Here is a 26865-nt window from a genome sequence, read left to right as displayed (position 1 = left end):
AAAACCTCGGCCGCGGCCGAACAACGGAGGTCGAAATGCTGCAAACCGCATTGGAAACGCGAAGCGACACCCACGGCAAGTTCATCTGGTGCGAGCTGATGACCTCCGACACGGAGGCGGCGGGACGCTTTTACAGGGCCGTCCTCGGCTGGTCGGTGAAGCCGCTGTCCATGGACGTTGACCACCCCTATTATCTGTTCGAGATCGGCGAGGGCGAAAAGTGCCTCGGTATCGGCGGCATGATGCCAATGCCTGCCGAGCTCGCCGGTCACATGCCGCCGAGCTGGAGCGGCTATGTGGCCGTCGACGATGTCGATCAGATGGCCCGCGACTTCAAGGAAAATGGCGGGATTGTGCATCGTCAGCCGGAGGACATCCCAGAGGTCGGTCGCTTCGCCGTCGTAGCCGATCCTGACGGCGCGGTCCTCAACATCATGACGCCGTTGCCGATGGACGACATGCCGCCTCCGGCGCCGGAGGGCGCGCAGGGAACCGCCGCCTGGTACGAGCTCTATACCGAGAGTGTCGATGCCGCGACCGGCTTCTACGGGCGGATGTTCGGCTGGACCAAGGATCAGGACTTCGACATGGGCGCGATGGGCCCGTACCGCATCTTTGCCGAGCACGGTAAAGCCGTCGGCGGCATGATGAAGCGGCCGGAGAGTTTTCCCGCACCCAGCTGGGTCTATTACTTCAATGTCGACAGACTGGATGCAGCTCTGGAACGTGTGAAGCAGGGTGGCGGGAAGCTGGTGAACGGCCCGAATGAGGTGCCTGGCGGAAGCTGGATTGCTCAATGCCTTGATCCGCAGAATGCGATGTTCTGCCTTGTGGCGCGGGTCAGATAGCAATCGAGTAAGGTGGCTGCCGCTCCGTTAAAACTAGGTTCATGCAACGCTCGCTACACTTTAGGGATGAACTCTCTGCCGATCCGGCGGAGGGGTGGTCAGACGACAAAGGTAACGATGCGCAGGATAAGGCTGCTGGTGGTGGGGCCACCTTCCTTCCTATCGCCGGCGGTGCGCCAGGCTTGGACCAATGCAGGCATTGATCTGCAGGGGCCGGTTGCCGCTGCGGATCTGGCCAAGGCCTCGTTGGGCGCACAGGTCGACGGCGCGATCATCGATGTCGGCTATGATGCCGTGTCGTTGCTTGGTGCGGTGGAGATCTTCGACAGCCTGGCCATTCCTGCGCTGTTTGCGGGACCGGTGGCCGACTCCCATGGCGGGTTTACGTTTTCCGCGGCTCCAGCAAACATCAATGCGATTGTTCATCAACTGCTCGGTTCGCACCAGACGACGCTCCAGTGATGCTCTGCTGACGTTTTGGCGTTGATCTCTGAATATATGAGCTTATCGTGATGGAGGCGACAACGGGCGGCCCATGCCAAGGTCGGCCTCTCCGGGAGGAGCTTCCATGTCAGATCAACGCAATTTCTTTCCAGAAATACTTTCCTCTGAAGAGATCGGATTAATGCATGCGACGGTCCACGATCTTCTGGGGGAAAAAGGCGCCCACCGCCCTGCGCGTGACCCTCAGGATGTCGCCAGACTTGTCCTCAGGCTCTACCGTATCGGGCTGACCGAGCCGCCGCGCAAGCTGCGCGATCTCGCCGGCATGATGGCAGACCGGGAAACGATGGCGCGACGCGTCTCTTGAACATGTTCGGTGCGAAAAAAATCGGGGGTGAACGGAACGATCTGCGGGGCTGATGAATTCAGCCTCACAGATACGGGAGCTTTTCCATGACAGACAAAGCCGTCCTCGCCCACCTCCAGGTGGAAGTCCTTCAACTCGTTCCAGCGCTTCGCAGCTTTGCCCGGCGCTTTTATCCCAACCCGCACGATGTCGATGACCTGGTCCAGGAAACGCTGCTGCGGGCGTTTGCCAATCTCGACAAGTTCCGTCCCGGCACCAGCCTCAAGTCCTGGATGTTCACCATCATGCGCAACACCTTCTGCACCCGGTACGGGCAGGGTAAGCGCGAGTTCGTCGGCATCGAAGACTGCGCCTCGCTCCACCGGGCCATCGACGCGCCGCAGGAGTGGTCGGTGCGGGCGCATGAGTTCCAGCGGGCACTTGCCGATCTGCCGGAACATTATCGAGATGCCTTCGAAACGGTGCTGATGCGCGGCGAAAGCTATGAGCAGGCGGCACTTCGCTGCAATTGTCCGATCGGTACGATCAAGAGCCGCGTCAATCGTGCGCGAAGCGCCATCCTGAAGAGCCTTGGCGAAGACGGTGTTAAGGGGACTATGGGAATCCAGTAGCGCTTTCACTCGCGCTCGCAGAGAGCCAAGCCTTGATGCCGGCGCTGTGGCAGCTATCTTCCCCAGGATGACATTCCAGCCATCCGAGCCGAGCACGACGCCACGATATCATTCCTTCCGCAATACACTTCAGCGAGTAGAGCGCGGACGGGATGCGATGGCGCTCCGCTGGCAGGCGTTGTTTGCCATCGTCGATATTGCCATCCTCGCCTTCTTCCTCTTCGGCCCGTACCTGCGCTCCGGGCCCTCCTACCTGATCATCGATTATCTCGTGGCCGTGTGGATCGGCACCGAGCTTTTGCTGCGCATCATCGCCGCGCACAGCTGGGGCGCTCTCTTCCGGCGCCCGATGACGTGGATCGACGTTATCATCCTGGCAACCTTGCTCTTCCCGCACACGCTCTACAATTTCGCCTTCCTGCGCGCCCTGCGCCTATGGGCAATCGGCAACAGCACGCTCTTGCGCGTCGGCCTGCGTCGCATGGGTTACCCGCACCTCCTTGACGTTGTGCGTGCCTTCATCAACCTGCTGATCTTCCTCTTCGTCGTCACCGGCTTCGTCTACACTAGCTTTTTCTACAACCGGCCGGGCGAGGAGGGGTTCGTCGACGCCCTCTACTTCACCGTCGCCACCATCACCACGACAGGCTTCGGCGACATCACCCTGCCGGGCACTGCAGGAAAGTTGACATCCGTGGTCACCATGATCGTCGGCATCTCGCTCTTCGTGCGGCTGGCGCAAGCAGTGGTACGGCCCTACAAGGTGAACTACCCCTGTCCGAAGTGCGGCCTGCAGCGCCACGAAAGCGATGCAGTCCACTGCAAGGCCTGCGGCAATATCCTCAAGATCCCGGATGACGGCGATTAGCCAACGGTTCCCTTGCTGCGGGGGGCTTCCTCGTCCCACCGCTGCTGGTCGAGGCGGCGCATCACCGGCGTCACCGCCACGCCATGAACGATGATGGAGATCAGGACGATCAGGAAGACGGTGACCCAGAGCTTAGGCTCGGTTCCGAACTCAGCCTGGCCGGTGGCAAAGGCGAGGTAGTAGAAGGATCCGAGCCCGCGGATCCCGAAGAAGCTGATCACCGCCTTCTCGCTCGGCAGGTGGGGAAGGCCGATCAGGCTGATCCAGCCGAACACCGGCCGGATCACGAACAGCGAGACCAGCGCCACTGCAACGATCTCCCAGCTGATCACCTCGAAGATGCGCCCGTCGCCAAGGATCATGCCGAAGCAGACGATCAGCAGCATCATCAAGAGCCGCTCGATCTGCTCGGCAAAATCATGTAGGCTCTTGTGATAGGCGTTGTGGCGCTCGACCGATCGCAGGGTTACTGCCGCCACGAAGACGGCCAAGAAGCCGTAGCCGTGAACCAGTTCCGTCGCGCCATAGCAGAGGCAGGTGATCCCGAGCGCCACGAGCCCGTCCCCGGTGCGTGACAGGCTGGCGCGCTGGGGCAGGCGAAAGGTTAGGTATCCCAGGATGCGTCCCGTCAGCCAGCCCACAAGAACACCGGCTGCAAGACGCCAGATGACATCCACCGCCAGCCAGTTCCCGATGATTTCGCCATATCCGTCACCGAGGGCGGTCAGTGCGATGGCAAGATAAACGAAGGGAAAGCTCAATCCGTCGTTCAGGCCGGCCTCCGAGGTCAGCGAGAAACGTACCTCGTCCTCCTCTCCCGTCTTTGGCGGCCCGACTTGTACGTCGGAGGCAAGCACCGGATCGGTCGGCGCCAGAACCGCACCCAGCAGCACTGCGGATGCCAGAGGCAGGCCGAGCAGCCCGGCGCCGAAGGCGGCGATGGCTGCGATCGTCAGCGGCATGGCGATCCCGAGCAACCGCCAGGTCACTCGCCAGCTTTTCCAGCCGAGCGGTCGGTCGAGCTTGAGGCCCGCACCCATCAGCGCGACGATCACCACGAATTCCGTCAGGTGTTCGGTGAGGTAGCGATTTTCCAGCGGATTGACCGCAAACGGCGCGACCGGCGACCAGGAAAACACAGCGCCGAGCACGATGCAGAAGATCGGCAGCGACAGCGGCAGTTCGCGCAGCACCATCGGCAGCCACGCCGTGAGCAGGATGACCGCGCCAAACAGCGTGAGGATGATGATGTAAGCGTCCATGCGTCTGCTGGTGTTCCGTTTGTACGAGGAGAGACCGTATATTGTGACAGTAACGGCTCTTGCCGTTCTCCCGTTCCCCGGCGGCGGCGCCATTCGCTACACCGCCCTGCGAGTTCCGCAGATCGCGGGTCCCCGTCTCGGCTTGTGCTCGACCTCAAGGCTGATATAGCGCTGCAGACAAACGATCTTTCGAAGGAGCATCGATCCATGGCAGCCGGCGACGATCATGTCTATGACGAAGCGAGCGGCAAATGGCGCCCGGCATCGGAACTGGCTGCCGCCGCCGAAATGAATGCGGTCGAGGTTCGCGACGCTTCCGGTAACCTCCTGCACGATGGCGATTCCGTCACGCTGATCAAGGACCTCAAGGTCAAGGGCGCCAGCCAGACGCTGAAGCAGGGGACCGTCATCCGGTCGATCCGGCTCACGGACGATTCCGACAGATCGACTGCCGCCACGGCTGCATCAAGGAGCTCGTGCTGCGGACGGAGTTCGTCCGCAAACGCTAAGCCGCCAGGCGGCCTACGCGGGCGCCTTTATTCCTAGCGCTTCAGGCTGCCCAATATCCCGCGTACAATGGCACGGCCAAGCGAGTTGGCCATCGAGCGTGCCGCACTTTTCATCGCCGCTTCGACCACGGTTTCCCGCTGATAGCCCGAGCGGCCGGCACTGCGCCGCGATGCCAGCTTGTCCTCCGGATCGTCGCCGAAGCCCGGCAGAGTCCATCGGCCGGCGGCGCTGCCGTCAGCCTCGCTCTCGTGCTTTTCCGCCTCCGCCTTCTTCGCCCGCGCCATCAGGATCTCGTAGGCGGACTCCCGGTCGACATCGCGGTCGTACTGGCCGGCAATCGGGCTGCGGTTGATCACCTGCTGCCGCTCCGCCTCGATGAGCGGCCCGATGCGGGAGGAGGGCGGGCGGATCAGCGTCCGCTCCACCATGGAAGGCGCACCCTCGTCCACCAGCGTCGAAACCAGCGCTTCCCCGGTCCCGAGTGCGGTAATGGCCTCTTCCGTATTGAAAGCGGGGTTCGCGCGGAAGGTTTCCGCCGCAGTCTTCACCGCCTTCTTCTCCCGCGGGGTATAGGCACGCAGCGCATGCTGAACACGGTTGCCGAGCTGTGCGAGCACGGTCTCCGGCACATCGAGCGGGTTCTGCGTGACGAAATAGACGCCGACGCCCTTGGAGCGGATCAGTCGCACCACCTGCTCGATGCGTTCGGTCAGCACCTTCGGCGCCTCGTTGAACAGGAGATGTGCTTCGTCGAAGAAGAAAACGAGCTTTGGCTTTTCCGGATCCCCGACCTCCGGCAGTTCCTCGAAGAGTTCCGACAGCAGCCAGAGCAAGAAGGTCGCGTATAGCCGCGGATTGTTCATCAGCTTTTCCGCGGCAAGCACGGTGATCATGCCGCGCCCATCCTGCGCCGTGCGCATCAGGTCGCGGATGTCGAGCGCCGGTTCGCCGAAGAAATGCTCCGCGCCTTGCTGTTCCAGCACCAGCAGGTTGCGCTGCAGCGAACCCACAGAAGCCTTGGAAACGAAGCCGTAGCGGCTCGAGATCTCGCTGGTGTGCTCGCCCATGTAGTTCAGCAGCGCCTGCAGGTCCTTGAGGTCGAGCAGTGCCATGCCGCCCTCGTCGGCGATCTTGAAGGCAATGTTGAGAACGCCTTCCTGCGCCTCCGTCGCATCCATCAGCCGGGCGAGCAGGAGAGGGCCCATCTCAGCAATCGTGGTGCGGACGCGGTGGCCCTTCTCGCCGTAAAGGTCGAGGAAGATCGTCGGAAAGTCAGCGAAATCGTAGTCGGAGAACTGGATCTGCTCGGCACGCTTGAGGAGGAAGTCCTTTTCCTCCCCGCGCATGGCGATGCCGGAAAGGTCGCCCTTGATGTCGGAGCAGAAGACCGGCACGCCCGCCTTGGAAAAGCTTTCTGCCAGAATCTGCAGCGTCACCGTCTTGCCCGTCCCGGTGGCGCCGGTGATCAGACCGTGGCGGTTGCCGAACTTCAGCTCCAGATATTCGGCCTTTTTGAAGGAATCGTCGGGGTTTCGGCTGCCGCCGAGAAACAGTTTTCCTTCATCCGTCATGCAACCGGCCCTCCCTCGCGGCGTTAGGCTGCCAAGGGTTATAGATGGCGCAGCAGGGCCCGGCAACGGCTGCCCAAAAGCACCTGCGAGTCAAAGGGTAAGGGAGCAGGGATGTGCAGGACGACGCAGTCAAGGCCGAAAAGCGTGAACCAGGTCGTGGGCGGGAAGCGAAGAATCCGCATCAGATTCCTTCCAAGGGCCTGAAGGACGTCTTCTGGCGCCTGTATGCCGCGATCAACGAAGATCGCGTGATGCTGGTTGCTGCGGGGGTAACCTATTATCTGCTGCTGGCCTTGTTTCCTGCCATTTCGGCGCTGGTCTCTCTCTACGGCTTTTTTGCCAATCCAAGCCAGATCGCGGAGCGCATTCAATTCCTGAGCACGGTCATGCCGAGCGATGCTCTCGACATCTTCATCGAGCAGTTGCGTTCGCTCGCCAGCCAGGACAGCTCTACCTTGAGCATCGGCCTGCTTGCCGGTCTTGGCATCGCCTTGTGGAGCTCCAACAACGGTATGAAGGCGCTTTTCCAGGCCATGAACGTGGCTTACGAGGAGGACGAAAAGCGCAGCTTCCTGAAGCTGACGGGCATTTCCCTGCTGTTTACGCTCGGTGTGATGATCCTTGTAATCGTCCTGACCGTGGCCGTTGGCGTGGTCCCGGCGATCCTCACCTTCCTGTCGATCGGTAGCTGGGCCGAGACCTTGATCAGCCTGCTGCGCTGGCCGGTGCTGTTGCTCTTTGTGATGGGCGGCATTGCACTGCTCTACCGATACGGGCCGAGTCGGGAGCCGGCTCGGGCGCCCTGGTTGAGCTGGGGTACGGCCTTTGCCACGATCTGTTGGCTCTTGGCCTCGATCGCCGTCTCCTACTATCTCGCCAACTTCGCCAATTACAACGCCACTTACGGCACGCTGGGGGCCTTGATCGGCTTCATGTTCTGGACCTGGATCTCGGTGATCATCGTCATCATCGGCGCCGAGCTGAATGCCGAACTCGAGCACCAGACGGCGCAGGACACCACTACTGGGGCAGAGCAGCCGATGGGCGAGCGCGGCGCCTACATGGCCGACCACGTGGGCAAGGCATCCTCTTGATCGAACCCAGCCGATCTGCGCATTTGCCGCTGGACGCCGTGCGCGCTTCCGTATTACCTTGACGTCAACGTCAAATATCGAGGAGAATGACTGATGAACGAACTCGTCACCCGCGTCGCCGATAATGTTGGCATCGCTCCCGACACGGCGGAAAAGGCCGTCGGCATGATGCTCGGCTTCCTGCAGCGTGAAGCCGACGAGGCCGCGGTTGCCCGGATGATCGAGTCCATCCCCGGCGCGCCAGAACTCGTGGCGAAGTTCAACGGCGAAGGCCAGGGTGGCGGTGGCCTGCTCGGTGGTCTGATGTCGAGCTTCGGCGGCGGCGTGATGGCGCTCGGCCAGCAGCTGATGAGCCTCGGTCTCGGCATGGGCGAGATCACCTCGCTTGCCAAGGAAACCATCAAGGTCGCCCGCGAGCACGCTGGCGACGAAACGGTCGACACCGTTGTCGCCTCGGTTCCAGGGCTCAGCCAGTTCGTTTGAGCTGCTGATCAACGTCCATTGAAAAGCCGCCGGGGCTGCCCGGCGGCTTTTCCGTTGAGGGCTGACCATCAATGTAAATCAATCCCATTCGGGTGCCAGATGCCCCGGGCTGACGATGCGGCCGTCGGGGCGGGCCAGCTTGTGGATCTCGGCCATCTCGCCATCGCCGAGGGCAAAGTTGAAGATGTCGAAGTTTTCGGCAAGTCGGCTTTCGGTTGCGGTCTTGGAAAGGGCGATCACGTCCTTCTGCTGCACGGCCCAGCGCAGCACCACCTGCGCGGCCGTCTTGCCATGGCGCGCGCCGATCTCCTTCAGCACGGGATCCTGTGGCACTTTTCCGTCGGCCATCAGGTAGTAGGCGGTGATCGACATGCCGGTCTTGCGCGCTTCCTCGATCACCTTGGTCTGGTCGAGATAGGGGTGGTATTCGATCTGGTTGGTGACGATCGGCGCATCCGAAAGCTGAACCGCCTCGGCCATCAGTGCGGTGGAGAAGTTTGAGACGCCGATGTTCTTCACCTTGCCCGCCTGGCGCAGCTCGTTCAGCGCTCCGATACGGTCGGCAAGCGGCATCTCGCTCTGCGGCCAGTGGAGGAGCAGCAGGTCGACATAATCGGTCTTCAGCTTCGTCAGGCTTTCGTCCACAGAGGCAATGAAGGCGTCGTGGCCGACGCGGTCGACCCACACCTTCGTGGTGAGAAAGATGTCGGCGCGGGCAATGCCTGACTTGTGGATGACATCGCCGACGGACGCCTCGTTCTTGTAGACCTGGGCGGTGTCGACATGGCGAAAGCCGAGCTTCAGGGCCTCCGGCAGGATGCGGTAGACGTCCTCATCGGGCATGCGGAAGGTGCCAAAGCCGAGAGCCGGGATATTGGCGCCATTGGCGCTGACTGAATGCATGAAAAGCTCCTTTGGGTATGCGCCGCCACGGGGGCCGGGAAGAAAGAGGCATGCTTTACATGGGGCGCACGGACCGTCGTTCAACCGGTGCGGCAGTGCCGGGAAGGCGCGTGAATTCTGGCGGAGCGGGCGAAGGTCTCATAGAAGCGTCATCCGCCGATTCCCGGTCTTGCCAAAGACGCTGGAGCGACGCTTCCTGCACAAGAGCGTCACAGAACGCAGCAGCCAGGCAGCCGCGACTTTGATAGGAATCACCAGACACTCCGCCGGAGAAATGCCCATGAGCAAGACTCATCAAGAGGCCGCCGCCTGCGTGCTCACCTCGAAGAGATGAATGCGGCGCCCGTCACCTTGGACGTCTCGGAGGTGCGCCTGCTGCTTGAGCGTATCGAGGCGCTCGACCGCGAACATGTGGATCTGCAGCGGCGCTCGGCCAAGGCCATGGAAATGTTCGATGCCGCGACCGCCTTCCTCAGGGCCTATGGCGAGAAGTACCGCAACTTTGCCAGCGGCGGCATCGCCCTACCGCGATCCTGCAGAGCGAGGTGAAGATCATGTGGGCGATCTTCAAGGAGTTCCGCACGCTGACGGAAAGCGATGAGCCGGCCGACCCGGTGCGCGAACTCTGGCCGCGCCGCTCGGGAGGCGCCCGGTTCTGACGGGCACAACCGCCATCCGACGTCGGAGTTGATGGCGCGCCCGCCGCCTAGACGGCGGCCTTTTGGCGGAACCTGTTGCGCAAAAACCGGGACGGCCGATAGTGCACGCCGGAGGGACGTTCCGGGTCCGTCATGTTCGATTCCGCCACCATCTGCTCGTCGGCCGTCAGTTCGCGCATCGGCACCGCCCGCAGGCTTCGGCCTTCCGGCCGGTTCAGCTTGTCGATCAGCCCAATCAGCGACCCGCCGGAGGCGACGAGCCCAGCCTCGATTTCCTCCAGCGAGCGGCCGAGATGCTCCGCAAGCAGTCCGTTGCGCCCGTTGAGGATGCTCTGCTGCAGGTCCGCCTCGTCGTCCTTGGCCTCCAGGATGACGTCGCATTCGGTGTCGAAGCCCATTGAGCGGTTGTTGAGGTTGGCCGAGCCGATCTTCAGGATGCGGTCGTCGGCTATCATCAGCTTGGCATGGACATAGATGGAGGTGCCGGCCGCGTTGACGGGGTAGAAGATTCGGAAGCGGTCGCGGTGATCAACATCCTTGACCAGCTTCATCAGCCGGACACGCGCCGAATCCATCGTTTTGGATTCCAGCCAGCCATCTGCCTTCTCCGGATTTACCAGTACCACCTCCGGCGGATCCGGCTCCTTCAGCCGCTTGGCGATCGCCTCGGCAATCCGCCGCGACGCGAAATACTGGCTCTCGATATAGAGGGATTTCCGTGCCGCCGCGATGATGGCAAGCGTCACGGTCTCGATCTCCACCACCTGCTCGCGTCCGCCATAGCGGGGTGCCGTGCGCGCAACACCGATCTCGACATCCTTGTATTCCACCTCGAGATCGTCCGGCCAGGGGTCGCCATCCGCCTGCGTCGGCTCGAGCTCTTCCTCCGTCGCCATCTTCCAGCGGCTGCGGGCAAGATTGGCGAGGACTGCGGCCGCCGCGCCCGAGCAGCAGGAGGTGGCGTCGTGCCAGGGCGGTTCTTGATATCCCCGCGGCGAATGCCGGGCAGGATCGTTCTCCTTGTGCTCGCGCGTATCCCAGCGGCAGATCGTCATGTCGATCCCGCCGCAAAAGGCGACCTTGTCGTCGATCACCAGAAGCTTCATGTGATGCGCCGCCATCGGTGGATGAGCGCCATCGAGCTTCAGGTGGATGCGGCTGTTGAACAGCCAGCGCAGCAGGTAGAAGGGGGTCTCTCCGCGCGTGAACGAGGCGATCAGTCCGAGATCCCACTTGAGGATGCGGATGTCGATGTCCTTGTTCTTCCTGGCAAGCGCGCTCAAGAATCGCCCGAGCTTGTCCGGCCGGTCGGCGTTCTTGTTGCCGGGCTCGAGCCTGATGCGCGTGTCGAAGTCCCAGCCGATCAGGTAGATCGACCGCTTTGCCTTCAGCATGGATTGCTTGGCGAACCTGAAGAAGTCCGCCGCATCGATGATCACCGAGAAACGGTCGGCGCGGGCTTTCTGCCAGCAGCTTTCGCCCTCGGCCAGGATCGTCGTCATGGTGTGCAGCCCCAGTCCTCTGAAATATCGCCTGATGCCGCCGTAGCGGCTTACCAATCCGGGAACGTATCAATTATCCGAGAGTTCCGCGGGTGGCTGGGCTGTGCAATGCGGGAAAAGGGGGAAGATCGATGCAGATGGCGCTTCCGGTGACCTTGCTCCTGCTGATGATCCTAGCACTTGGCGCACTGTTGATGATTGCGCCGCAGCCGGTGGAGACGGTTGATCCGCTGACCACCTCGACCATTCTGCAGCGCGAAGAGGCCTTGTCCGCCATACCGTAAGCGGCAACCCGCAAGTTGAACCAAAGGCGGAGCGGGCGGGGCCCGCTCCCGGGCCTCGCCATCGGGTGGACGCAATTCTGCGCTGAACTGGATTTGCCGGCAGCGGAGCATCCGCGGCTGGCCGTCATCCGTGGATTTGTTTTGCGTTCCAACCCGGAGAGCCGTCATGCGCTGGCCTTTTCTCGTCTTCCTTCTGTTCCTGCTGGCTAGCGTGCTGAGCCTCGTCCTGCTCGATCGCGTCGCCACTTCGCGTATGGAGCTTGGACCTTTCGAGTCGGTGGAGCCCCGCCAGCACCTCCTTGTGCCGCTGCCTTCTCGCTCCTGATGATCTCTTCATTGCATGATTTTTTGTGATGCACTTATTTGCCGTGGTGCGGTGGATCAGAAAATATCGTTAGAATTCAACGTGTGGAGTGGGTGAAATGAGCTTCAGCGCGGCGGCTTGCGGGCAAAAATCCCCTTGACCTCGCGGGCGTCGCGAGCCTTCACTCGCCCGAGATCGCAAGGAGACTGAAATGCCCGTGAATACCGCCCCCCGCACCGCCACCTGGACCTTTGTCGAGGGTGAATGGCTGGAAGGAAATCCGCCGCTGATCGGGCCGACCTCACATGCGATGTGGCTGGGCTCCACCGTGTTCGATGGCGCGCGCTGGTTCGACGGCATCTCGCCGGACCTCGACCTGCACTGCCAGCGCGTCAACCGCTCGGCCACCGCAATGGGCATGAAGCCGACGATGACGGCGGAAGAGATCGAGCGGCTGGCGCTCGAAGGCGTCAAGAAGTTCGACGGCAAGACGGCGATCTACATCAAGCCGATGTACTGGGCCGAACACGGCACCGCCTTCAGCGTCGTGGCGCCGGATCCCGGCTCCACCCGCTTTGCCCTTTGCCTGTTCGAGGCGCCGATGAATACGGCAAAGCCCTCCTCGCTCACCGTTTCGCCTTTCCGCCGCCCGAACCCGGAAGTGGCGATGACCAGCGCCAAGACCGGCAGCCTTTATCCCAACAGCGGCCGCGCCATCATCGAGGCGAGGGGCCGCGGCTTCGACAATGCCCTGATGCGCGACCTGAACGGCAATGTCGCCGAAACGGCCTCCTCCAACATCTTCATGGTCAAGGACGGCGTGGTGATGACGCCGATCGCCAACGGGACCTTCCTCTCCGGCATCACCCGCTCGCGGGTCATGACGCTGCTGCGCCAGGCGGGTTTAGACGTGCGCGAGGTGACGCTGACGGTGGAAGACTTCAAGAATGCCGACGAGATATTCGCCTCCGGCAACTATTCCAAGATCGTCCCGGTGACCAAGCTCGACGACCACGACCTCCAGGAAGGCCCCGTCGCCCGCAAGGCGCTCGAACTCTACATGGACTGGGCCCGCACGACGGCTGCTTGAGGCGTCATCTGCAGGCGGCGCCGATTGCGCCGCCTAAAACAGCCTGACCGCGGCCGTACCGATGATGATCAGCGAGACGGCGATCATCAGCGGCTTGACCGGTAGCTTGTTGACGACGAGGGCGCCGAGGGGGGCGGCGACGACGCCGCCGAGGATGAGGCCGAGCGCCGACGACAGTTCCGACCAGCCGAGCGCCAGGATGAAGGTGAGGGAGATCACTGTGGTGACGGCGAATTCGGTGAGGTTGGTCGAGCCGATCACCTTCTTCAAGTCGTGGCCGCGGCCGAGAAGGCTGCTAGTCACGATCGGCCCCCATCCGCCGCCGCCCATGGCGTCGAGCAGGCCGCCGGCACCCCCGACGTAAGGAATGATCCAGTCGCGCACGTCGCGCGGCCATCTCGGGCGGAAGGCCTTGTAGAGGATGAAGATCCCGACCCCGATCAGGTAAAGTGAAACGAGCGGCGCGATCATCTCGGCATCGATGCTGGAGAGAAGATAGGCGCCTATCGCGCCGCCCAGCATGCCGGCCGGGGCGAGCCGTACCACCAGGCGCCAGTCGACATTGCGGTGGTAGAGGTGGGACAGCCCGGATGCCGCAGTGGTGAAGCATTCCGTCACATGCGTCATGGCGCTGGCAACCGCCGGCGGCATGCCGACCGCCAGAAGGCTGGTGGTGGCGAGCACCCCGAAGGCCATGCCGAGCGCACCGTCGATGATCTGTGCGAAAAACCCGATCGCGACGAAGGTCAGGAATTCGGAACTCAGCAGGTCAGGCATCACGTTCAGCCTCGGCCGTTGGGGTCGCCACAAACTCGCCGACTATCGCAAGGTTCCGCAAGGGGCATTGTGCCGCGGCGGAGCGTAGGGCTCATTTATCAGCTTTTATCCGCACCTGCTCCGCCGAAAGCTCGCTGCCGATCTCCACCGTCTCGCTCTGCTTGTCCAACACGCAGATATGGCTGGCCATGGTGTCGGTGCCTTTCGCCTTGCCGGTAACAATCGCCAGCCCGAAGCGCGCACTTCCGAAGGGATCGACGACCGCCTCGGGCGCGTCGAGCATGTCTCCGGCAGCCGCAAGGCATTTCTGCTCCACCGTGGCCGCAAATTCCTTCCACGCGTCATCCGATGAGGCGACTGCAGTCGTTGCTGTGCCGAGAATGGCAAAGGCGACAAGCGGGAAGGGGAGGCGCATGATGGTCGTCCTTGGGTACCAAGCGGTTTCGTTCCGTCCGGAGAGTGCAGCAAGTCTTTGCCCCGTTCCACCTCATTTTTGGCAAACCGCCCGTTGCCTCGGCTCCGCTTGGAACCTATGTTCCAGCTCGACGCTGTTTGCGGTGCTTTTGCCGAAAAGGAGTAAGATCATGGCCTTTGAACTTCCCGAACTCCCTTATGCATACGACGCTCTCTCGCCCTTCATGTCGGCAGAGACGCTGGAATACCATCACGACAAGCACCACAAGGCCTATGTCGACACCGGCAACAAGCTGGCGTCCGAAGCAGGCATGGGCGATCTTTCGGTCGAGGAAGTCGTCAAGAAATCCTACGGCACGCACCAGACGCTCTTCAACAACGCCGCCCAGCACTATAACCACATCCATTTCTGGAAGTGGATGAAGAAGGACGGCGGCGGCACCAAGCTTCCGGGCAAACTGGAAAGCGCGGTTGCTTCCGATCTCGGCGGCTACGACAAGTTCAAGGCCGACCTGATTGCCGCCGGCACCACGCAGTTCGGCTCCGGCTGGGCCTGGCTCTCCGTCAAGGACGGCAAGCTGGAAATCTCCAAGACTCCGAACGGCGAAAACCCGCTGGTTCACGGTGGCGAGCCGATCCTCGGCGTCGACGTGTGGGAGCACTCCTACTACATCGACTACCGCAACGCGCGTCCGAAGTACCTGGAAGCCTTCGTCGACAACCTGATCAACTGGGATTACGTGCTCGAGCGCTACGAAGCCGCGACAAAGTAAGCGCGTCCCTCAAAGCTCTTGATCAAAGGCCCGGTGCAGTCACTGCCCGGGCCTTTGTCATGGCCCGCGTTGTACGTCACACGGATGTCACGGCCGGGGCTTAACTGCCGCGCATGCCTCACGAAATACCTCTCATCCGCTTCGGCGTCATTGCCGACCCGCAATACGCGCCGCTGCCGCCCAATCTCGGACTGAATCGCTACTTCGCCAACAGTCTGGCAAAGCTTGACGAGGCCGTCGCCGCGTTCAACGCCGAGGAGCTCTCCTTCGTCGTGACGCTAGGCGATCTCGTCGACCGGGGGTTCGAGAACTTCGACGCGGTGCTCGCCCGTTACGCGCCGCTGCGCCACGACAGCATCTTCCTGCCCGGCAACCATGATTTCATCGTCGCGCCGGAGCAGCTGCCGGACGTTCGTGCTAAGCTTTCCATGCCGGCGCCCTATCACCATTTCTCACGCAACGGCCTGCGTTTTGTCGTCATCGACGGCAACGAGGAAAGCCTTTTCTATACGGCCAAGGACGATCCGCGCCGAGAGCGGGCCGTCGCCCGGCTGGCGGCACTGGAAGCCGCAAGCGCCATGAACGCCCAGACCTGGAACGGCGGCATCAGCCGCGAGCAGCTCGCCTGGCTCTCCAACGTGCTCGCGGATGCCGCGGCGGCCGGTGAAAAGGTTGTCGTCATGGGCCATTACCCGCTCTATCCGGAAAATTCCCACAACCTGTGGGAATGGCAGGAACTGGTCGGCCTCTTCGAACGCTCCGGCAATGTGCTCGTCTATCTCAGCGGCCACAACCATGTCGGCAATCTCGGGCGCCACGGCTCGACCTGGTACGTCAACTTTAAGGGCATGGTCGACACGGAGTCGGAGAACACCTTCGCCGTGGTCGCCATACATGAAGACCGGCTGGAGATCACCGGCTTCGGCCGCGAGGAAAGCCGCACGCTGCCGTTCTAGGCTGCCCCGGCGTCCTGCCGCCACCCGTCCATCCAGGTCTTGCGCAGCGCCTCGCCCTCGCCAGGAAAGAAGTCGTCGGCCAGATCGCAGTGCTCCACCCTGTCCGTCCTGAAGTTGCGGATCGCCTGCCGCAGCTCGCACCAGGCGACGATATTGGCGGTCTGCGAATAATAGATCAGCGCAATCGGCCGGATCATCCGCTCCGTCAGCCGGCCGAACTCGTCGCGGTAATCGAGGAGGAGCTTCTGTTCACACCGGATCGCGCGGCGGATCAGCGCCAGGTCCGCGGCTTCGGGGGCAGGCGCGACGCTTCCCCAGGCATGGAGCGCGGAGCCGGAAAAAGTTGCGGCAAGCGGTGCCGGCACGGCGCCCGCGATCTTGCGGTTCACCTGCTTCGCGGCCTGCCGGAGCCCCGTGTCGCCCGTCCGCTCCAGAAGCGCCAGCGCCAGCACGAATCGCTTCGGTCTCGTCCACCGTCAGCATCAGCGGCGGCAGCGTGAAGCCGGGCCGCAGGATATAGCCGATGCCGCGCCCGCCCTCGATCGGTACCCGCATCGCCTGCAGCGCGACGATGTCGCGGTAGATGGAGCGCACCGTTACCTCCAGCTGCGCCGCAATCTGAGCCGCCGTCACCGGCTTGCGGGCAAGTCGCAGGATCTGGATGATCTCGAACAGCCGTGACGCCTTGCGCATGCTTCCCCATCCTCCGCCCTCACCGCAACTGACAGAACGCTGTCAGTTGGCCTGCCGTATCGCCTCACATCTGCTTGAAACACAAGCTGCACGCTCTTCTCGGGAGGGCCGGCAGACAGGAACAACTGACATGACCTACGGCGAAAATCTCTGGCTCTTCTTCACCCTGTTGTTTGGCGTTATCGTCGTGCCGGGGATGGACATGATCTTCGTGCTTGCGAACTCGCTCCAGCAAGCCACTGGCAAGCCTTCCGTCGTGGAGCGATCACCTGCCTGATGAACCCCAAGGCCTATCTCTTCATGCTGGCGATCTATCCGCAGTTCCTGCGGCCGGAATTCGGCCCGCTTGCGCCGCAGGCGCTGGCCATGGCGCTGATGACCGCCGCCACCCAGGTTGTGGTCTATGGCGGATTGGCGCTTGCCGCCGGCAAGGCCAGAGAGGCAATTGTCGGCAATGACGGCCTCACCATCTGGATCGGCCGCAGCGCGGGGCTGCTCCTCGTGGTGGTATCGATAGTCACGCTGTGGGAGGGTTTTGCCAGCTGGCGCACGTGACGGAAGGACGACATAGCCGCTTGATTCTCTTGACGATATCACCGCTTTGTTACTTTGTTCCGGCGGCGCGGAAGGCGATGCTGCGGCGCGCTCTCGCGGCCCTCTCGGTCCGCTGTCATCAAGGAGAATCACTGCATGCGCCTGACGTCTCTCGCACTCGCGGCCGCCCTCGGCTGCCTCTGTCTCTCGCCCGCCGCCGCTCAGGAAGAGCCGCAGGTGGTTCGCCAGAACCTGATGAAGGAAATCGGGCGGTCTATGGGCGCTCTCGGCGCGATCGCCAAGGGCGAGAAACCGTACGAGGCCTCCGTCGTGCAGACGGCGCTGGAAACCATCGCCACCAATGCGAAGGCGTTCCCGGACCAGTTCCCTGAGGGTTCCGAGACGGGCATGGAAACGGAAGCCGCCCCGGCGATCTGGGAGAATATGGAGGATTTCCGCACGAAGGCAGAAGAACTCTCGAGCGAGGCTGAGACATTGCTCGCTTCCATGCCGGCCGACCAGGCTGCCGTCGGTGCCGCGATGAAAACGCTCGGCTCCACCTGCGGCACCTGCCACGAAACCTACCGCCTCAAGCGCTAAGGGTGTGCGGCCGGCAGGGTCGGCGCACGTGGAATAACTTGAGCATGACTGGCGGCGGGCCTTCTGCCGCCGGTCTCTTACGACAAGCGAGCTGGAGAATACATGGCTTTGCGTTGGGGACGGGTGATGGGTGCCGGGGCGACCGTGATCGCGCTGGGCGCGGTTGCGGTCTGGTATCTTGCGGCGCCAAAGACTGTGGCCGCCGATCGCTGGGAGGGCCTCGGCGAGCCGAACCTCGCCCACGGCGAAACACTCTTCTGGGCCGGCGGCTGCACCGGTTGCCATGCGGCCGACGGCGCAAGCGGCGATCAGGTCAAGGTGCTTTCCGGAGGCCTGGCGTTGACCAGCCCCTTCGGCACCTTCCACGTGCCCAACATCTCGCCGGATCCCGAAGCCGGCATCGGCGCCTGGACGCTTGCCGATTTCGGCAACGCCATGACGGAGGGCGTCGGGCGCGAGGGCGAGCACCTCTACCCGTCCTTCCCCTATACCTCCTATGCCCGCATGAGCCCGGAGGATATCAACGACCTCTACGGCTACCTGAAGACGCTGCCGGCGAGCGACAATGTGGCGCCGCCGCACGAGCTCTCCTTCCCCTACAATATGCGCATTGCGCTTGGGCCCTGGAAGCTCCTGTTCTTCGACAAGGGCCCGCGGGTGGAGCTTGCCTCGGCCGATGAAACGGTACAGCGGGGCCAGTTCCTGGTGGAAGGCCCCGGCCATTGCGGCGAATGCCACACGCCCCGCAATGCGCTCGGCGGCCTCCAGACGGACCTGTGGCTCGCCGGTGGACCCAATCCGGAAGGGGAGGGCCGGATCCCGAACATCACCCCCGGCTCGGACTCCGTCGGCTCGTGGAGCCAATCCGATCTCGTCAGCTATTTCCAGACCGGCTTCACCCCCGACTACGATTCCGCCGGCGGGTCGATGGTGGAGGTGCAGAAGAACCTCTCTCATCTGCCGGAGGCGGACCTGCAGGCGATCGCGGCCTATCTGAAGGCGGTGCCGGCGCGGGAGTAGCGGCCTGTGGATCAGAGCTGAAGTGAGATCTGGCTCCGGCCAAGTTGATCTTGATCAAGAGTGCACGGTTAGTTTTCCTTAAGTTGGCGTCTCCTGACACACGCCAGCACCCGGGAGAGAACGCCACTATGACCGTCAACCTTGCCGATCTCCCGAACCTGCATGCAAGGCCGCCTGAAGACCGTTTCACGGCCCTGGCGTCGGGTCCGCAGGGGCTTACGGATTCCGAAGCTAAGCAGCGCCTGGCGGCTTATATCCCCAACCAGCTTCCCACCGCCGCAGGGCCGGGCCCTTTACGACGCTCCCTCCTGCAGTTCCACAATGTGCTGATCTACGTGCTTGTGGCGGCGGCCGGCGTGACCTGGGCTCTCCAGCACTGGGTGGATACCGGTGTGATCCTGGCGGTGGTGCTCGCCAATGCGGTTATCGGCTTCATCCAGGAGGGCAAGGCCGAGGCGGCGATGACCGCGATCTGCAACATGCTGGCGCCCCGGGCAGCGGTGCTGCGCGACGGCCGGCGCACGACGGTGGAGGGGGCAGACCTCGCGCCCGGCGACATTGTCCTTCTGGAAGCCGGCGACAAGGGCCGGCGGACCTGCGCATCCTCGATGCGCACGGGCTTGCGGCACAGGAGGCGATCCTCACAGGGGAATCCGTGCCGGTCGGAAAGTGCGTTCCCGCCGTGGCTGAGGATGCGGCGCTCGGCGACCGCCACTCGATGCTGTGGTCGGGCACGCTGGTGACGCAGGGGACGGCGCGCGGGCTGGTAGTGGCGACCGGACAAGCGACAGAAATCGGCCGGATCGGCGGCCTGCTGGCGAGGGTGGAGCAGATCACCACGCCGCTGGTGCAGCAGATGGATCATTTCGCCCGCTGGCTGTCCTTCCTGATCCTTCTCGCCGCTGCATTGCTGCTCGCCTATGCCTATTTCGTCGGCCATCGTGATTTTGCCGAAACTTTCATGGTGATCTTGCGGCGGACAGATGAGACGGGTTCTTTGTCGGATATCTGCATGGTCGTTACTCCCATCGGCAGGCGCCAAGGCCTGCCCGTATTTGATCTTCATGCGGTTGAGTGATAGCGGCGGGTCGGGCGGATGAATGCTTGCGCCCGAGCGCCGCGTCTTGGCCGTCAGGCCGAGGTTGCGACCTTGGCGGGGAAGTCGCGATAGGAGCGGAGCGGACGTCCCAGCAGTGCCGTCAGCCGCTCGCGATCACCTTCTTCGGGCAGCATGCCATCCGTCAGGAAGCGCTCGCTCATCAGGCGCATGTCATAGGCCATCCAGCCCGGCATGAAGCCGCGCAGCGTCTGCTCGAAGCCGGCCGTGTCGTCGCCCGGGTAGGCGATCGGGCGGCCGAGTACCTCTGTCCAGATCGCAGCGACATCCGTCCCGGTCAACGTGTCAGGACCCACGACATTGATCCGCTCGAGCGGCAGGACATCCGCCGACTGCTCTCGCCGGATAAGTTCGAGCGCTGCGACTTCGGCGATGTCGGCCGTGTCGACCATCGCCAGACCCTTGTTGCCGATCGGCATCGGGTAGATGCCGTACTGCGTCACCACGTCCTTGATCGTCAGGTCGTTGCCGATGAAGTAGGCGGGCCGCAGGATCGTGGCGTGCAGTCCCATCTGCTCGATCATCCGCTCCACGGGGGTTTCGGCAAAGCCGCGCGAGCATCCGGTAGGCCGAAGGCGACCTTGTCGCGCCGCGTGGCGGAGTTGGAAGCCGCACTGGATCTGCGCCTTTTCGAGCGCGGCGCCCGGGTGCTGAAGCTGACGGAAGAAGGCCGGGCACTCTTCCAGCGCACGGCGGCCCTGCTCACTGAGTTGGATGAGGCGGCGGCCGCGATCGCGGCCGGTGGCAGCACGCCGCGCGGCCGGTTGCGCATCAGTGCTCCCTTGCTCTTCTCGCAGACTGCCATGGGCAAGCTCGCCGCCGAATTCGCGCTTAAGCATCCGCAGGTGCAGCTGGAGGTGACGACGGAGGACCGGCCGGTCGACATGATCGAGGAGGGCTACGATCTCGTCATTCGGGTCAATCCGGATCCCGACGAGACGCTCGTCGGCCGCGTCTTCCTGCACGACCGGCTGGTGGTGGTCGCGAGCCCTGGCCTGTGTGCACCACGGGACGAAGCGGCCACCCCTGCCGTGGTGCGCAGTGGTGGCCGACAGCTGAGCGAGTGGCAGGTCTCCACCTCAGCCGGCAAGTCTCAGATTGTCGTTCAGCCCGTCCTTCACCTGTCGTCGCTTTTGATGATCCGGGATGCCGTACGGTCGGGGGTGGGTGCTGCGCGCCTGCCGATCTCTCTCGTCAGCCGCGATCTTGCCGGCGGACGGCTCGTCTGCTGGGGAGACGTGGAAGGCTCCGACATTTCGCTTTGGGCACTTTACCCGTCACGACGCCTGCTTAATGCCCGGGTCTCGGCCTTCCTCGATCATCTGAAGGCGGCATTTCCGAATGGGGATCCGGAAGAACTCTCGGCATACGCTGTCAATTGATGCAGACGCCGCAGAAGTGCTTGAGTGGAACGAAGCCTGCCGCATACCGGTTGATCGGCGAAAGGATCTCCCATGGCGCACCACCATCATCACCATTCCGAAGCGGCGAGCGGCGACAAGCGCATGGTGCTTGCCATCCTCGTCAATGTCGGCCTGACCTTTGCGCAAATTGCCGGCGGCATCCTGTCCGGCAGCCTGTCGCTGATCGCCGATGCGCTTCACAATTTCAGCGATGCCGCCTCGCTCGGCATCGCCGCCTATGCCCGTCGCATTGCACGCCGGCCCTCCAATGCGGCGATGACCTTCGGCTATGTGCGGGCGGAAGTGGTGGCGGCGCTGATCAACTACACCACCCTGATCGTGATCGGCCTCTACCTCGTGTACGAGGCGGTTATGCGGTTCATCACGCCGGAGTCGGTAGAGGGTTGGATCGTCGTTTGGGTGGCCGTCGTGGCGCTGGTGGTCGATCTGGTAACGGCCTTTCTCACCTATGCCATGTCGAAGGGCAGCATGAACATCCGTGCGGCCTTCGTGCACAATGTTGCCGATGCGCTCGGCTCCGTCGGCGTCATCGTCGCCGGCACGCTGATCCTGCTTTACGACTGGCAGATCGTCGATCCGATCGTGACGCTGGCTATCGCGGCCTACATCCTCTGGCAGGCTTTCGCCGAGATTGGCGGCGCGATCCGCATGCTGATGCTCGGCACGCCCTCCGATATCGACGTGACGCAACTGGTCGACCGGCTGTCAGGGGTGGAGGGCGTGGTGGACATCCACCACGTGCATGTCTTCGCGATCGACGAGCAATTGGCGGCGATGGAAGCACATGTCGTGCTGGCGGAGGGGCACGGAGAAGCGGCCGAGGCGGTCAAAGCGCGGCTGAAGGAGCTCGCCTCTAAGGAATTCGGCATCGGACACTCCACGCTGGAACTGGCCAGACATGCCTGCTGCAATGGCGACGATGCCCGCAAGATAGGGCATGCGATCAGGTCATCTTCCAAGAGTGGGGGTCACGCGCACGCTGATTGAAGAAAGGTCAGCAATGTTCGCGGGAGAACGCGGCGATTGCGGCTTCCGCCTCCGCCCCCCAGAGATCGAGCGCTTGAGGATTTCCTTCGTGAACGTGACCGGAGAGGAGCCGGGCGCGGTGATCACCCGCGCATGCGAGACCGCCTGCGGCTGGTCGCGATAAAGTGTGTCTCCTGCGTAACCAGGGTATTGCCGGTGTGCGGCAAGCGAATTGCCGGTATGGGCGACGCTGTTCAGCAGGCCGGTTCCCGCGATCGCACTGGCCGCCGCGCAGATGCCTGCCACCACCTTGCCTCAGTCGTGGAAGGAGCGGACGTGGTCGGTGAAATCGGGTGCCGCACCTTTTTCCCAGGCAAGACCGCCCGGAATGACCAGCGCATCGAAGGCTGCCGGATCGAGGCTGGCATAAGCAATGTCCGGCACCACCTTGAGCCCACCCATGGAGGTGACGGGCTCGCCGTCGGGCGAAGCGGTAATGATCTCCACCTCGAGATAGCCGCGCGCCACCGCTATTAGCAGCGCGGCTTCCCAGTTGGCGAACTCCGGTGTCAGTGCAATTGCCATGCGAGCCATGCAAGGCCTCCGTCAGGGGCGATCAGGCGAGCGCCTGCATGTAACGCATACCGGTCACGGGGCGCGCCAGGAAGTCCATCTGCTCGTAGAAGCGATGGGCGGCGACATTGCCGGTGGCGGCGCTGACGGAAAGGAAATCGCAGCCGGCGCTGCGGGCAATCTCCCTGGCGCGCGAGACGAGGTGCTGGCCGATGCCGTTGCCGCGCTGGCCGTCCCGGACGAAGAGGTGATGCAGGTCCATGCCGCGACGACCTTCCTGCGCCCTGTAGAGCGGCACCAGGATCGCGTAGCCCATCAGCCCATCGCCGCTGTCGGCCACCAGCGCCTGGATCCACGGCAAGGGGCCAAACAGGTCGCGTTCGAGCTTGTCTTGTGTCATGCCCGCAGCATCACCATGATGGGCGGCGAGCGCCATGATCATCTCGTTCAGTTCCGGCAGGTCATGGCGCTTGGCGGCACGAATGGTGACGACCGGCGGGCGGGGCAGTGTAGTTTCGGTATCTTCCGTCATCTTTGGCTTCCTTCTGGTTCTTCTGCCGTCAGGAGGAGCCGTCTTGGAACAACAAAGCCGCCTGACGGCGGCTTGTTGACATTGTGATCTGTCGAGCCGCCCGTTACCGGTAGGCCCAAAAATACGTGCAGGAGATGGGTGCGCGTGCGTCGATCATGCCGCGATTGATGCGCCGGATTGCGGAGGTTGTCAAGCGTGTCTACCATTCGCAGAGCATGCGGCTATGCCGCCTTCAGGGTACAATCGCCTTTGTGGACTTGGAGCGGCTACAGGGTGATTCCTGGAAGGAGGTGGAACTATGGATGAATGATCGCGATCGGTGTTGACACTTGGCCTTTCCTCCATAGAGGAAACCAGAAGGCAGGTTGCTGCCGCCTTCCGCGGGCAGGCTCAGGGGACGTGAATTGACTTTGCCTCAGTCGAACTTCTCTGGAAGGCGCGAACGGCGAAGCGTTTGGTTACCCTCCAGGCAATGGCAGGTCAGTGCGCTATGGCCGTGCGCCGCGGCGGGTCGGCCGCGACATCAAAGCTGTCCATGGCGACCTTCGCCTTCATTGTTGAAGTTCGCTACAACAGCGTGACCTCGTCAATGCTCTGCCTCGCAGAGCCCGTGCTCGGACAGCGCCCGTATGACATAGCAGTCTTCCACCGAATGGCCGCTGCAATGGGAGACGATCCGCTCCAGTTCCCGCTCGAGCTTCCTGAGCTTGGCAATCTTTTCGCGCACGGCAGCGAGATGGTCCTCGGCGATCCTGTCGGCACCGGCGCAGGGTGCATCGGGATGGTGGCTTAGCGCAATAAGGTCTCGGATGGCGGGCACGTCGAAGCCCAGGTCTCGTGCGTGGCGGATGAAGGCAAGGCGCTCGAGATCGTTTTTTTCGTAGCGCCGTTGGTTGCCTTCCGACCGCTGCGCTGCACTGATCAGCCCCACCTGCTCGTAGTAACGGATGGTCGGCACCTTCACACCCGTGAGCCGTGAGAGATCCCCGATGGAGTACATTTTGCAAAATTCCCTCTTGAACCTATAGTGGCTAGAGGGATTAGCTATGGCGTCATCAAGAGTTCTGCAAGGAAAAGGTGACGACCATGAGTGCATGCTGCGGCCACGAGAACACTACCTTCGAAGGCCTTTCGGCCGATTACAAGCGCCGGCTCTGGGCGGTCATCGCCATCAACGGCCTGATGTTCTTCGTCGAGATGACGGCCGGACAGATGGCACGCTCGCAGGCGCTGCAGGCGGATGCCCTTGACTTCTTCGCCGATGCCGTCACCTACGGCATCTCGCTCGCCGTCATCGGCGCATCGATCCGCATCCGCACCACGGCCGCTGCTGCCAAGGGGATCAGCCTCTTCCTGATGGGGCTCTGGGTCTTCGGCTCGACGATATGGCGCGTGTTCTACAACGGCGTGCCGGAAGCGCCGGTGATGGGACTGATCGGCCTGCTCGCGCTCGCCGCCAATCTTCTAAGTGTCCTGCTGTTGATGAGCTACAAGGATGGCGACGCCAATGTCCGCTCCGTCTGGCTCTGCTCGCGCAATGATGCGATCGGCAATGTTATCGTTATGATAGCGGCTCTCTGCGTCTGGGGCACCGCCACCGCCTGGCCGGATCTTGCCGTCGCTACCATCATGGCGGGCCTCTTCCTGTCTTCTTCGCTGCAGATCCTGCGCCAGTCATGGAAGGAGTGGCAGTCGGGCGGCGAGGTCACCCTCGACCCCCATGCCGGCCACAGTCATGGATCAGTTGAGCAAGCCTTGGCAAAAACGGTCGATGATGAGCGTGGAGAAGCTCAGTGCTGCGCATCTTCAACGGCGGCACGAGCGCACAGTCACTGACGGGCGCAAGCCGAAGTCAGAACTCGCTGAACTCTCGATAGCGCTCTGCAACCCATTCGCCTTGCGGAGCTGCCGCTGCATTCACGGGGGCCGGAGCTTCGGTTGCAGGCTTCGTCGCATCACCGACCATCCACAGAGCATTGGCCAGCGAGGTGGAAAGAAGGGTGCTGCTCTCAACAGTAAAGGAACTCGTTCGCTTCGGCGTTTCACTTTCGCGCAGGGCAGTCTCTTCCGGCCGCCGCTCGACATCTGAGGATCGGCTTTGGTAGTTGTAGCTGCTCAGTCCGCTGTCGATCTTCATGGGAAGACACCTGGTTCAATCGTTAATAAATGGTTAACGCGGGAACCTTGCGCGAGGCTTGCGACGACCGTGGCGGAGCCGAATCGGTGGCTTGACAGATGGTGAAGAGTAGAATGTGGGTGATTTGCGCCCGCTGGTTGTGCAGCGCAAGGCGACTGTCGGGCAGAGACTTAGAGCTTCGCCACCTCGGCTGTCAGCCGTTCCCGGTCCACTTCGAAGTCCAGGTGTTCCAGTGCCCGCCGCTCGGCAATCTTGGATAATCGCGTTGCGGCGAGGCGAAGATCCGGGTGGGCCGCAGCGGCGACGGCCGCGAGCGCCTTCTGCAGTCGGATCGCGATCTCGATCATGCCGGCCCCGTCGCGGGAGATCGGCATAAAGGCCGAATCGATCAGGTCATCTTCGCTGAGCGGCGTCAGGTGGACATGCGGATGCTGCACCTCGTGATCTTCCGGCTCCTCCTCCTCGGCATCGGGAAGCAGCACCCGCACCAGCGTCGCCAGGACATCGATCGCAGTGCCTGGATCGTTCAGTCCGGGGGAGAGGGCGCGCGACCCGATCTCGGAAAGCGCAATCAGCCCGAAGCGGGGATCCTGGTCATAGGAGCGGCGCTCGCCAAGCGTGAAGGCGGCACGGATGCGTTCCGTCAGGCTGGGGTCGTAGGTTGCGCCACTGTCACGCAGAACCAAACCGGCAATGGGCGTTGAGGGATCGCAAAGGCCGCCGGGCCTGCGCCTCACATAGATGTCGGCACCTGCCTCCTCGGCAATTGAAGACAGCGCTTGTATGTCGAGATGCTGAAGGTAGCCCACACGGTTGTGCTGGATCTCGATCGCACCGTCCGGAACCTCCCCCCGCAGCGGCACGCAGCCCAGATAGGGCATGCGACGATGGGCTTGATAGGCCTTGGAAGCGGCACGTTCGACTCGGCTGATGGTTTCCGCGACCCGCCCGAGCCCCGCCAGGTGGTCGATCCACTGGAGGAGCGTGACGACGATCAATGCCACGACGACCAATGTCGCAATGAAGAGAACGAAGCGACCGCCGGCCCCGTAGAGCTCCGTGTTGAGCGCGATCAGCCCGACGAGGGAGAAGAGAAAACTGCCGAGGAAGGTGGAAAGCGCTCTCTGCGAAGTGCTGTCCTCCAGCAGGAGGGATGTCGCGCGCGGCGTCGCATTGTTGGAGGCAGCCGTGGTGGCAGAGACCAGCGTCGTCATGGAGAAGGTCGTCACCGCCAGCATGCTCGAGGCGATGATGGAAAGAATGGCATCGACGGCATCCGTGCCGACTTTGCGCGGAAGCTCCGAGGGCATGAAGGGATCAAGCGCAATGGCGGCGAGCGCCACGAATATCGCAACGACGCAATAGAGCGTCGCCCGCACCCATAGCCGGCGCAGGAACCGCACAAGGATCCACCACTGCTTTGAAATCACGCCCCGGCTGCCTCCATGTCCGCTCCAGCGGATAATTCCGCCGCAGCGTTCCGGTTCCGCGGCGTCACGTCAAGGCTCCTGTCGAGTTTAGAGGAGAGGAAGCGGCCCCGAGGTTGGCT

32 protein-coding genes and 4 pseudogenes are annotated in these 26865 nt (G+C 62.8%); 22 read left to right on the top strand and 14 right to left on the bottom strand.

Translation table 11 applies throughout. The features are described 5' to 3' along the window. Positions 1-35: 35 nt before the first annotated feature. The 5 genes from MUU54_RS00810 to MUU54_RS00790 all read left to right on the top strand — a co-directional run bounded on the left by MUU54_RS00810 (position 36) and on the right by MUU54_RS00790 (position 3138). A complete protein-coding gene (locus MUU54_RS00810; RefSeq protein WP_247242119.1) occupies positions 36-848 on the top strand; it encodes a VOC family protein in 813 nt (270 codons plus the stop codon). 117 nt (positions 849-965) lie between these two features. Beyond that, entirely contained in the window at positions 966-1310 is a 345-nt protein-coding gene (locus MUU54_RS00805; protein WP_247242118.1) for a hypothetical protein, read from the top strand. A 106-nt stretch (positions 1311-1416) separates the two neighbouring features. Then, positions 1417-1659, top strand: a complete 243-nt coding sequence (locus tag MUU54_RS00800; RefSeq protein WP_247242117.1) for a hypothetical protein — start codon at positions 1417-1419, stop codon at positions 1657-1659. Positions 1660-1745: 86 nt separating this feature from the next. Continuing rightward, positions 1746-2270 carry a sigma-70 family RNA polymerase sigma factor gene (locus tag MUU54_RS00795; protein ID WP_247242116.1) on the top strand — a complete coding sequence of 175 codons (525 nt, stop codon included), beginning with the start codon at positions 1746-1748 and terminating at the stop codon, positions 2268-2270. 67 nt (positions 2271-2337) lie between these two features. Continuing rightward, positions 2338-3138, top strand: coding sequence for an ion transporter (locus MUU54_RS00790; protein WP_247242115.1), 801 nt, complete (start codon positions 2338-2340; stop codon positions 3136-3138). On the opposite strand, the gene MUU54_RS00785 is transcribed toward MUU54_RS00790, so the two are convergent. Continuing rightward, a complete protein-coding gene (locus MUU54_RS00785) occupies positions 3135-4400 on the bottom strand; it encodes a cation:proton antiporter (protein WP_247242114.1) in 1266 nt (421 codons plus the stop codon). The two genes, MUU54_RS00790 and MUU54_RS00785, sit on opposite strands and share 4 nt — an antisense overlap. Positions 4401-4607: 207 nt before the next feature. On the opposite strand from MUU54_RS00785, the pseudogene MUU54_RS00780 reads away from it, so the two are divergent. Continuing rightward, a pseudogene (locus tag MUU54_RS00780) lies at positions 4608-4909 on the top strand (alkylphosphonate utilization protein). Between the two features lie 33 nt (positions 4910-4942). Here MUU54_RS00780 and MUU54_RS00775 read toward each other — a convergent pair. Beyond that, positions 4943-6481 (bottom strand): helicase HerA-like C-terminal domain-containing protein, encoded by a 1539-nt coding sequence (locus MUU54_RS00775; protein WP_247242113.1) that lies wholly within the window; start codon positions 6479-6481, stop codon positions 4943-4945. A gap of 113 nt (positions 6482-6594) precedes the next feature. Here MUU54_RS00775 and MUU54_RS00770 point away from each other — a divergent pair, with 113 nt between their 5' ends. After that, on the top strand, positions 6595-7575 hold the full coding sequence (locus tag MUU54_RS00770; RefSeq protein ID WP_247242112.1) for a YihY/virulence factor BrkB family protein: 981 nt from the start codon (positions 6595-6597) through the stop codon (positions 7573-7575). A gap of 93 nt (positions 7576-7668) precedes the next feature. Continuing rightward, a complete protein-coding gene (locus MUU54_RS00765) occupies positions 7669-8058 on the top strand; it encodes a hypothetical protein (RefSeq protein ID WP_247242111.1) in 390 nt (129 codons plus the stop codon). A gap of 78 nt (positions 8059-8136) precedes the next feature. Here the strand turns inward: MUU54_RS00765 and MUU54_RS00760 are convergent, their stop codons facing one another. After that, entirely contained in the window at positions 8137-8961 is an 825-nt protein-coding gene (locus tag MUU54_RS00760) for an aldo/keto reductase (protein WP_247242110.1), read from the bottom strand. A 330-nt stretch (positions 8962-9291) separates the two neighbouring features. On the opposite strand from MUU54_RS00760, the gene MUU54_RS00755 reads away from it, so the two are divergent. After that, positions 9292-9510 (top strand): hypothetical protein, encoded by a 219-nt coding sequence (locus tag MUU54_RS00755; protein WP_247242109.1) that lies wholly within the window; start codon positions 9292-9294, stop codon positions 9508-9510. Positions 9511-9667: 157 nt separating this feature from the next. On the opposite strand, the gene MUU54_RS00750 is transcribed toward MUU54_RS00755, so the two are convergent. Continuing rightward, on the bottom strand, positions 9668-11122 hold the full coding sequence (locus tag MUU54_RS00750) for a phospholipase D-like domain-containing protein (RefSeq protein ID WP_247242108.1): 1455 nt from the start codon (positions 11120-11122) through the stop codon (positions 9668-9670). A gap of 131 nt (positions 11123-11253) precedes the next feature. On the opposite strand from MUU54_RS00750, the gene MUU54_RS00745 reads away from it, so the two are divergent. From MUU54_RS00745 to MUU54_RS00735, 3 genes are all read left to right on the top strand, one after another. Further along, positions 11254-11406, top strand: a complete 153-nt coding sequence (locus MUU54_RS00745; RefSeq protein ID WP_247242107.1) for a hypothetical protein — start codon at positions 11254-11256, stop codon at positions 11404-11406. Between the two features lie 166 nt (positions 11407-11572). Further along, positions 11573-11731: a hypothetical protein gene (locus MUU54_RS00740; RefSeq protein ID WP_247242106.1), complete on the top strand. Its 159-nt coding sequence runs from the start codon at positions 11573-11575 to the stop codon at positions 11729-11731. Positions 11732-11921: 190 nt separating this feature from the next. Beyond that, positions 11922-12800: a branched-chain amino acid aminotransferase gene (locus MUU54_RS00735; protein WP_247242105.1), complete on the top strand. Its 879-nt coding sequence runs from the start codon at positions 11922-11924 to the stop codon at positions 12798-12800. 33 nt (positions 12801-12833) lie between these two features. Here the strand turns inward: MUU54_RS00735 and MUU54_RS00730 are convergent, their stop codons facing one another. Then, positions 12834-13577 carry a sulfite exporter TauE/SafE family protein gene (locus MUU54_RS00730; RefSeq protein ID WP_376742031.1) on the bottom strand — a complete coding sequence of 248 codons (744 nt, stop codon included), beginning with the start codon at positions 13575-13577 and terminating at the stop codon, positions 12834-12836. A 91-nt stretch (positions 13578-13668) separates the two neighbouring features. After that, the gene (locus MUU54_RS00725; RefSeq protein WP_247242104.1) at positions 13669-13992 is read right to left on the bottom strand and encodes a hypothetical protein; all 324 of its coding nucleotides are present in this window, start codon (positions 13990-13992) and stop codon (positions 13669-13671) included. Between the two features lie 169 nt (positions 13993-14161). Here MUU54_RS00725 and MUU54_RS00720 point away from each other — a divergent pair, with 169 nt between their 5' ends. Further along, the gene (locus MUU54_RS00720) at positions 14162-14764 is read left to right on the top strand and encodes a superoxide dismutase (protein ID WP_247242103.1); all 603 of its coding nucleotides are present in this window, start codon (positions 14162-14164) and stop codon (positions 14762-14764) included. Between the two features lie 113 nt (positions 14765-14877). Further along, positions 14878-15720 carry a metallophosphoesterase gene (locus MUU54_RS00715; RefSeq protein WP_247242102.1) on the top strand — a complete coding sequence of 281 codons (843 nt, stop codon included), beginning with the start codon at positions 14878-14880 and terminating at the stop codon, positions 15718-15720. Here MUU54_RS00715 and MUU54_RS00710 read toward each other — a convergent pair. After that, positions 15717-16413: pseudogene (locus MUU54_RS00710) on the bottom strand (helix-turn-helix transcriptional regulator). The gene MUU54_RS00715 and the pseudogene MUU54_RS00710 sit on opposite strands and share 4 nt — an antisense overlap. Positions 16414-16543: 130 nt before the next feature. On the opposite strand from MUU54_RS00710, the pseudogene MUU54_RS00705 reads away from it, so the two are divergent. The 5 genes and pseudogenes from MUU54_RS00705 (at position 16544) to MUU54_RS00685 (ending at position 19645) form a co-directional block, all read left to right on the top strand. After that, a pseudogene (locus MUU54_RS00705) lies at positions 16544-16968 on the top strand (LysE family translocator). 135 nt (positions 16969-17103) lie between these two features. After that, positions 17104-17547, top strand: coding sequence for a c-type cytochrome (locus MUU54_RS00700; RefSeq protein ID WP_247242101.1), 444 nt, complete (start codon positions 17104-17106; stop codon positions 17545-17547). A gap of 102 nt (positions 17548-17649) precedes the next feature. Next, positions 17650-18567 carry a cytochrome c gene (locus tag MUU54_RS00695; protein ID WP_247242100.1) on the top strand — a complete coding sequence of 306 codons (918 nt, stop codon included), beginning with the start codon at positions 17650-17652 and terminating at the stop codon, positions 18565-18567. A 128-nt stretch (positions 18568-18695) separates the two neighbouring features. Continuing rightward, on the top strand, positions 18696-19310 hold the full coding sequence (locus MUU54_RS24745; protein WP_247242099.1) for a cation-transporting P-type ATPase: 615 nt from the start codon (positions 18696-18698) through the stop codon (positions 19308-19310). After that, a complete protein-coding gene (locus MUU54_RS00685) occupies positions 19205-19645 on the top strand; it encodes a P-type ATPase actuator domain-containing protein (RefSeq protein ID WP_247242387.1) in 441 nt (146 codons plus the stop codon). Before MUU54_RS24745 ends, MUU54_RS00685 begins: the two co-directional genes overlap by 106 nt. 53 nt (positions 19646-19698) lie before the next feature. On the opposite strand, the pseudogene MUU54_RS00680 reads toward MUU54_RS00685, so the two are convergent. Continuing rightward, a pseudogene (locus MUU54_RS00680) lies at positions 19699-20217 on the bottom strand (NmrA family NAD(P)-binding protein); the annotation flags it as partial. On the opposite strand from MUU54_RS00680, the gene MUU54_RS00675 reads away from it, so the two are divergent. Together MUU54_RS00675 and MUU54_RS00670 are read left to right on the top strand one after the other, a co-directional pair. Further along, positions 20185-21066, top strand: coding sequence for a LysR family transcriptional regulator (locus MUU54_RS00675; protein ID WP_247242098.1), 882 nt, complete (start codon positions 20185-20187; stop codon positions 21064-21066). The pseudogene MUU54_RS00680 and the gene MUU54_RS00675 sit on opposite strands and share 33 nt — an antisense overlap. Positions 21067-21138: 72 nt before the next feature. Then, entirely contained in the window at positions 21139-22095 is a 957-nt protein-coding gene (locus MUU54_RS00670; RefSeq protein WP_247242097.1) for a cation diffusion facilitator family transporter, read from the top strand. Here the strand turns inward: MUU54_RS00670 and MUU54_RS00665 are convergent. The 4 genes from MUU54_RS00665 to MUU54_RS00650 all read right to left on the bottom strand — a co-directional run bounded on the left by MUU54_RS00665 (position 22057) and on the right by MUU54_RS00650 (position 24179). Beyond that, a complete protein-coding gene (locus MUU54_RS00665; protein WP_247242096.1) occupies positions 22057-22380 on the bottom strand; it encodes a type 1 glutamine amidotransferase family protein in 324 nt (107 codons plus the stop codon). The two genes, MUU54_RS00670 and MUU54_RS00665, sit on opposite strands and share 39 nt — an antisense overlap. A 9-nt stretch (positions 22381-22389) precedes the next feature. Further along, entirely contained in the window at positions 22390-22668 is a 279-nt protein-coding gene (locus MUU54_RS00660) for a DJ-1/PfpI family protein (RefSeq protein WP_247242095.1), read from the bottom strand. 22 nt (positions 22669-22690) lie between these two features. Beyond that, on the bottom strand, positions 22691-23179 hold the full coding sequence (locus MUU54_RS00655; protein ID WP_247242094.1) for a GNAT family N-acetyltransferase: 489 nt from the start codon (positions 23177-23179) through the stop codon (positions 22691-22693). A gap of 586 nt (positions 23180-23765) precedes the next feature. Then, complete coding sequence (locus tag MUU54_RS00650) at positions 23766-24179, bottom strand: MerR family transcriptional regulator (RefSeq protein ID WP_247242093.1); 414 nt, start codon at positions 24177-24179, stop codon at positions 23766-23768. An 86-nt stretch (positions 24180-24265) separates the two neighbouring features. On the opposite strand from MUU54_RS00650, the gene MUU54_RS00645 reads away from it, so the two are divergent. Then, positions 24266-25015, top strand: coding sequence for a cation efflux transmembrane domain-containing protein (locus MUU54_RS00645; RefSeq protein WP_247242092.1), 750 nt, complete (start codon positions 24266-24268; stop codon positions 25013-25015). Between the two features lie 16 nt (positions 25016-25031). On the opposite strand, the gene MUU54_RS00640 is transcribed toward MUU54_RS00645, so the two are convergent. After that, on the bottom strand, positions 25032-25316 hold the full coding sequence (locus tag MUU54_RS00640; protein WP_247242091.1) for a hypothetical protein: 285 nt from the start codon (positions 25314-25316) through the stop codon (positions 25032-25034). A gap of 170 nt (positions 25317-25486) precedes the next feature. After that, on the bottom strand, positions 25487-26746 hold the full coding sequence (locus MUU54_RS00635; protein WP_247242090.1) for a DUF2254 domain-containing protein: 1260 nt from the start codon (positions 26744-26746) through the stop codon (positions 25487-25489). Between the last annotated feature and the right edge of the window lie 119 nt (positions 26747-26865).

Origin of the sequence: Pseudorhizobium tarimense, assembly GCF_022968135.1 — a bacterium.
Lineage (GTDB): Bacteria > Pseudomonadota > Alphaproteobacteria > Rhizobiales > Rhizobiaceae > Neorhizobium > Neorhizobium tarimense.
The sequence above is the reverse complement of the archived record's forward strand: the minus strand, read 5'-3'. Positions and strand labels throughout refer to the sequence as shown.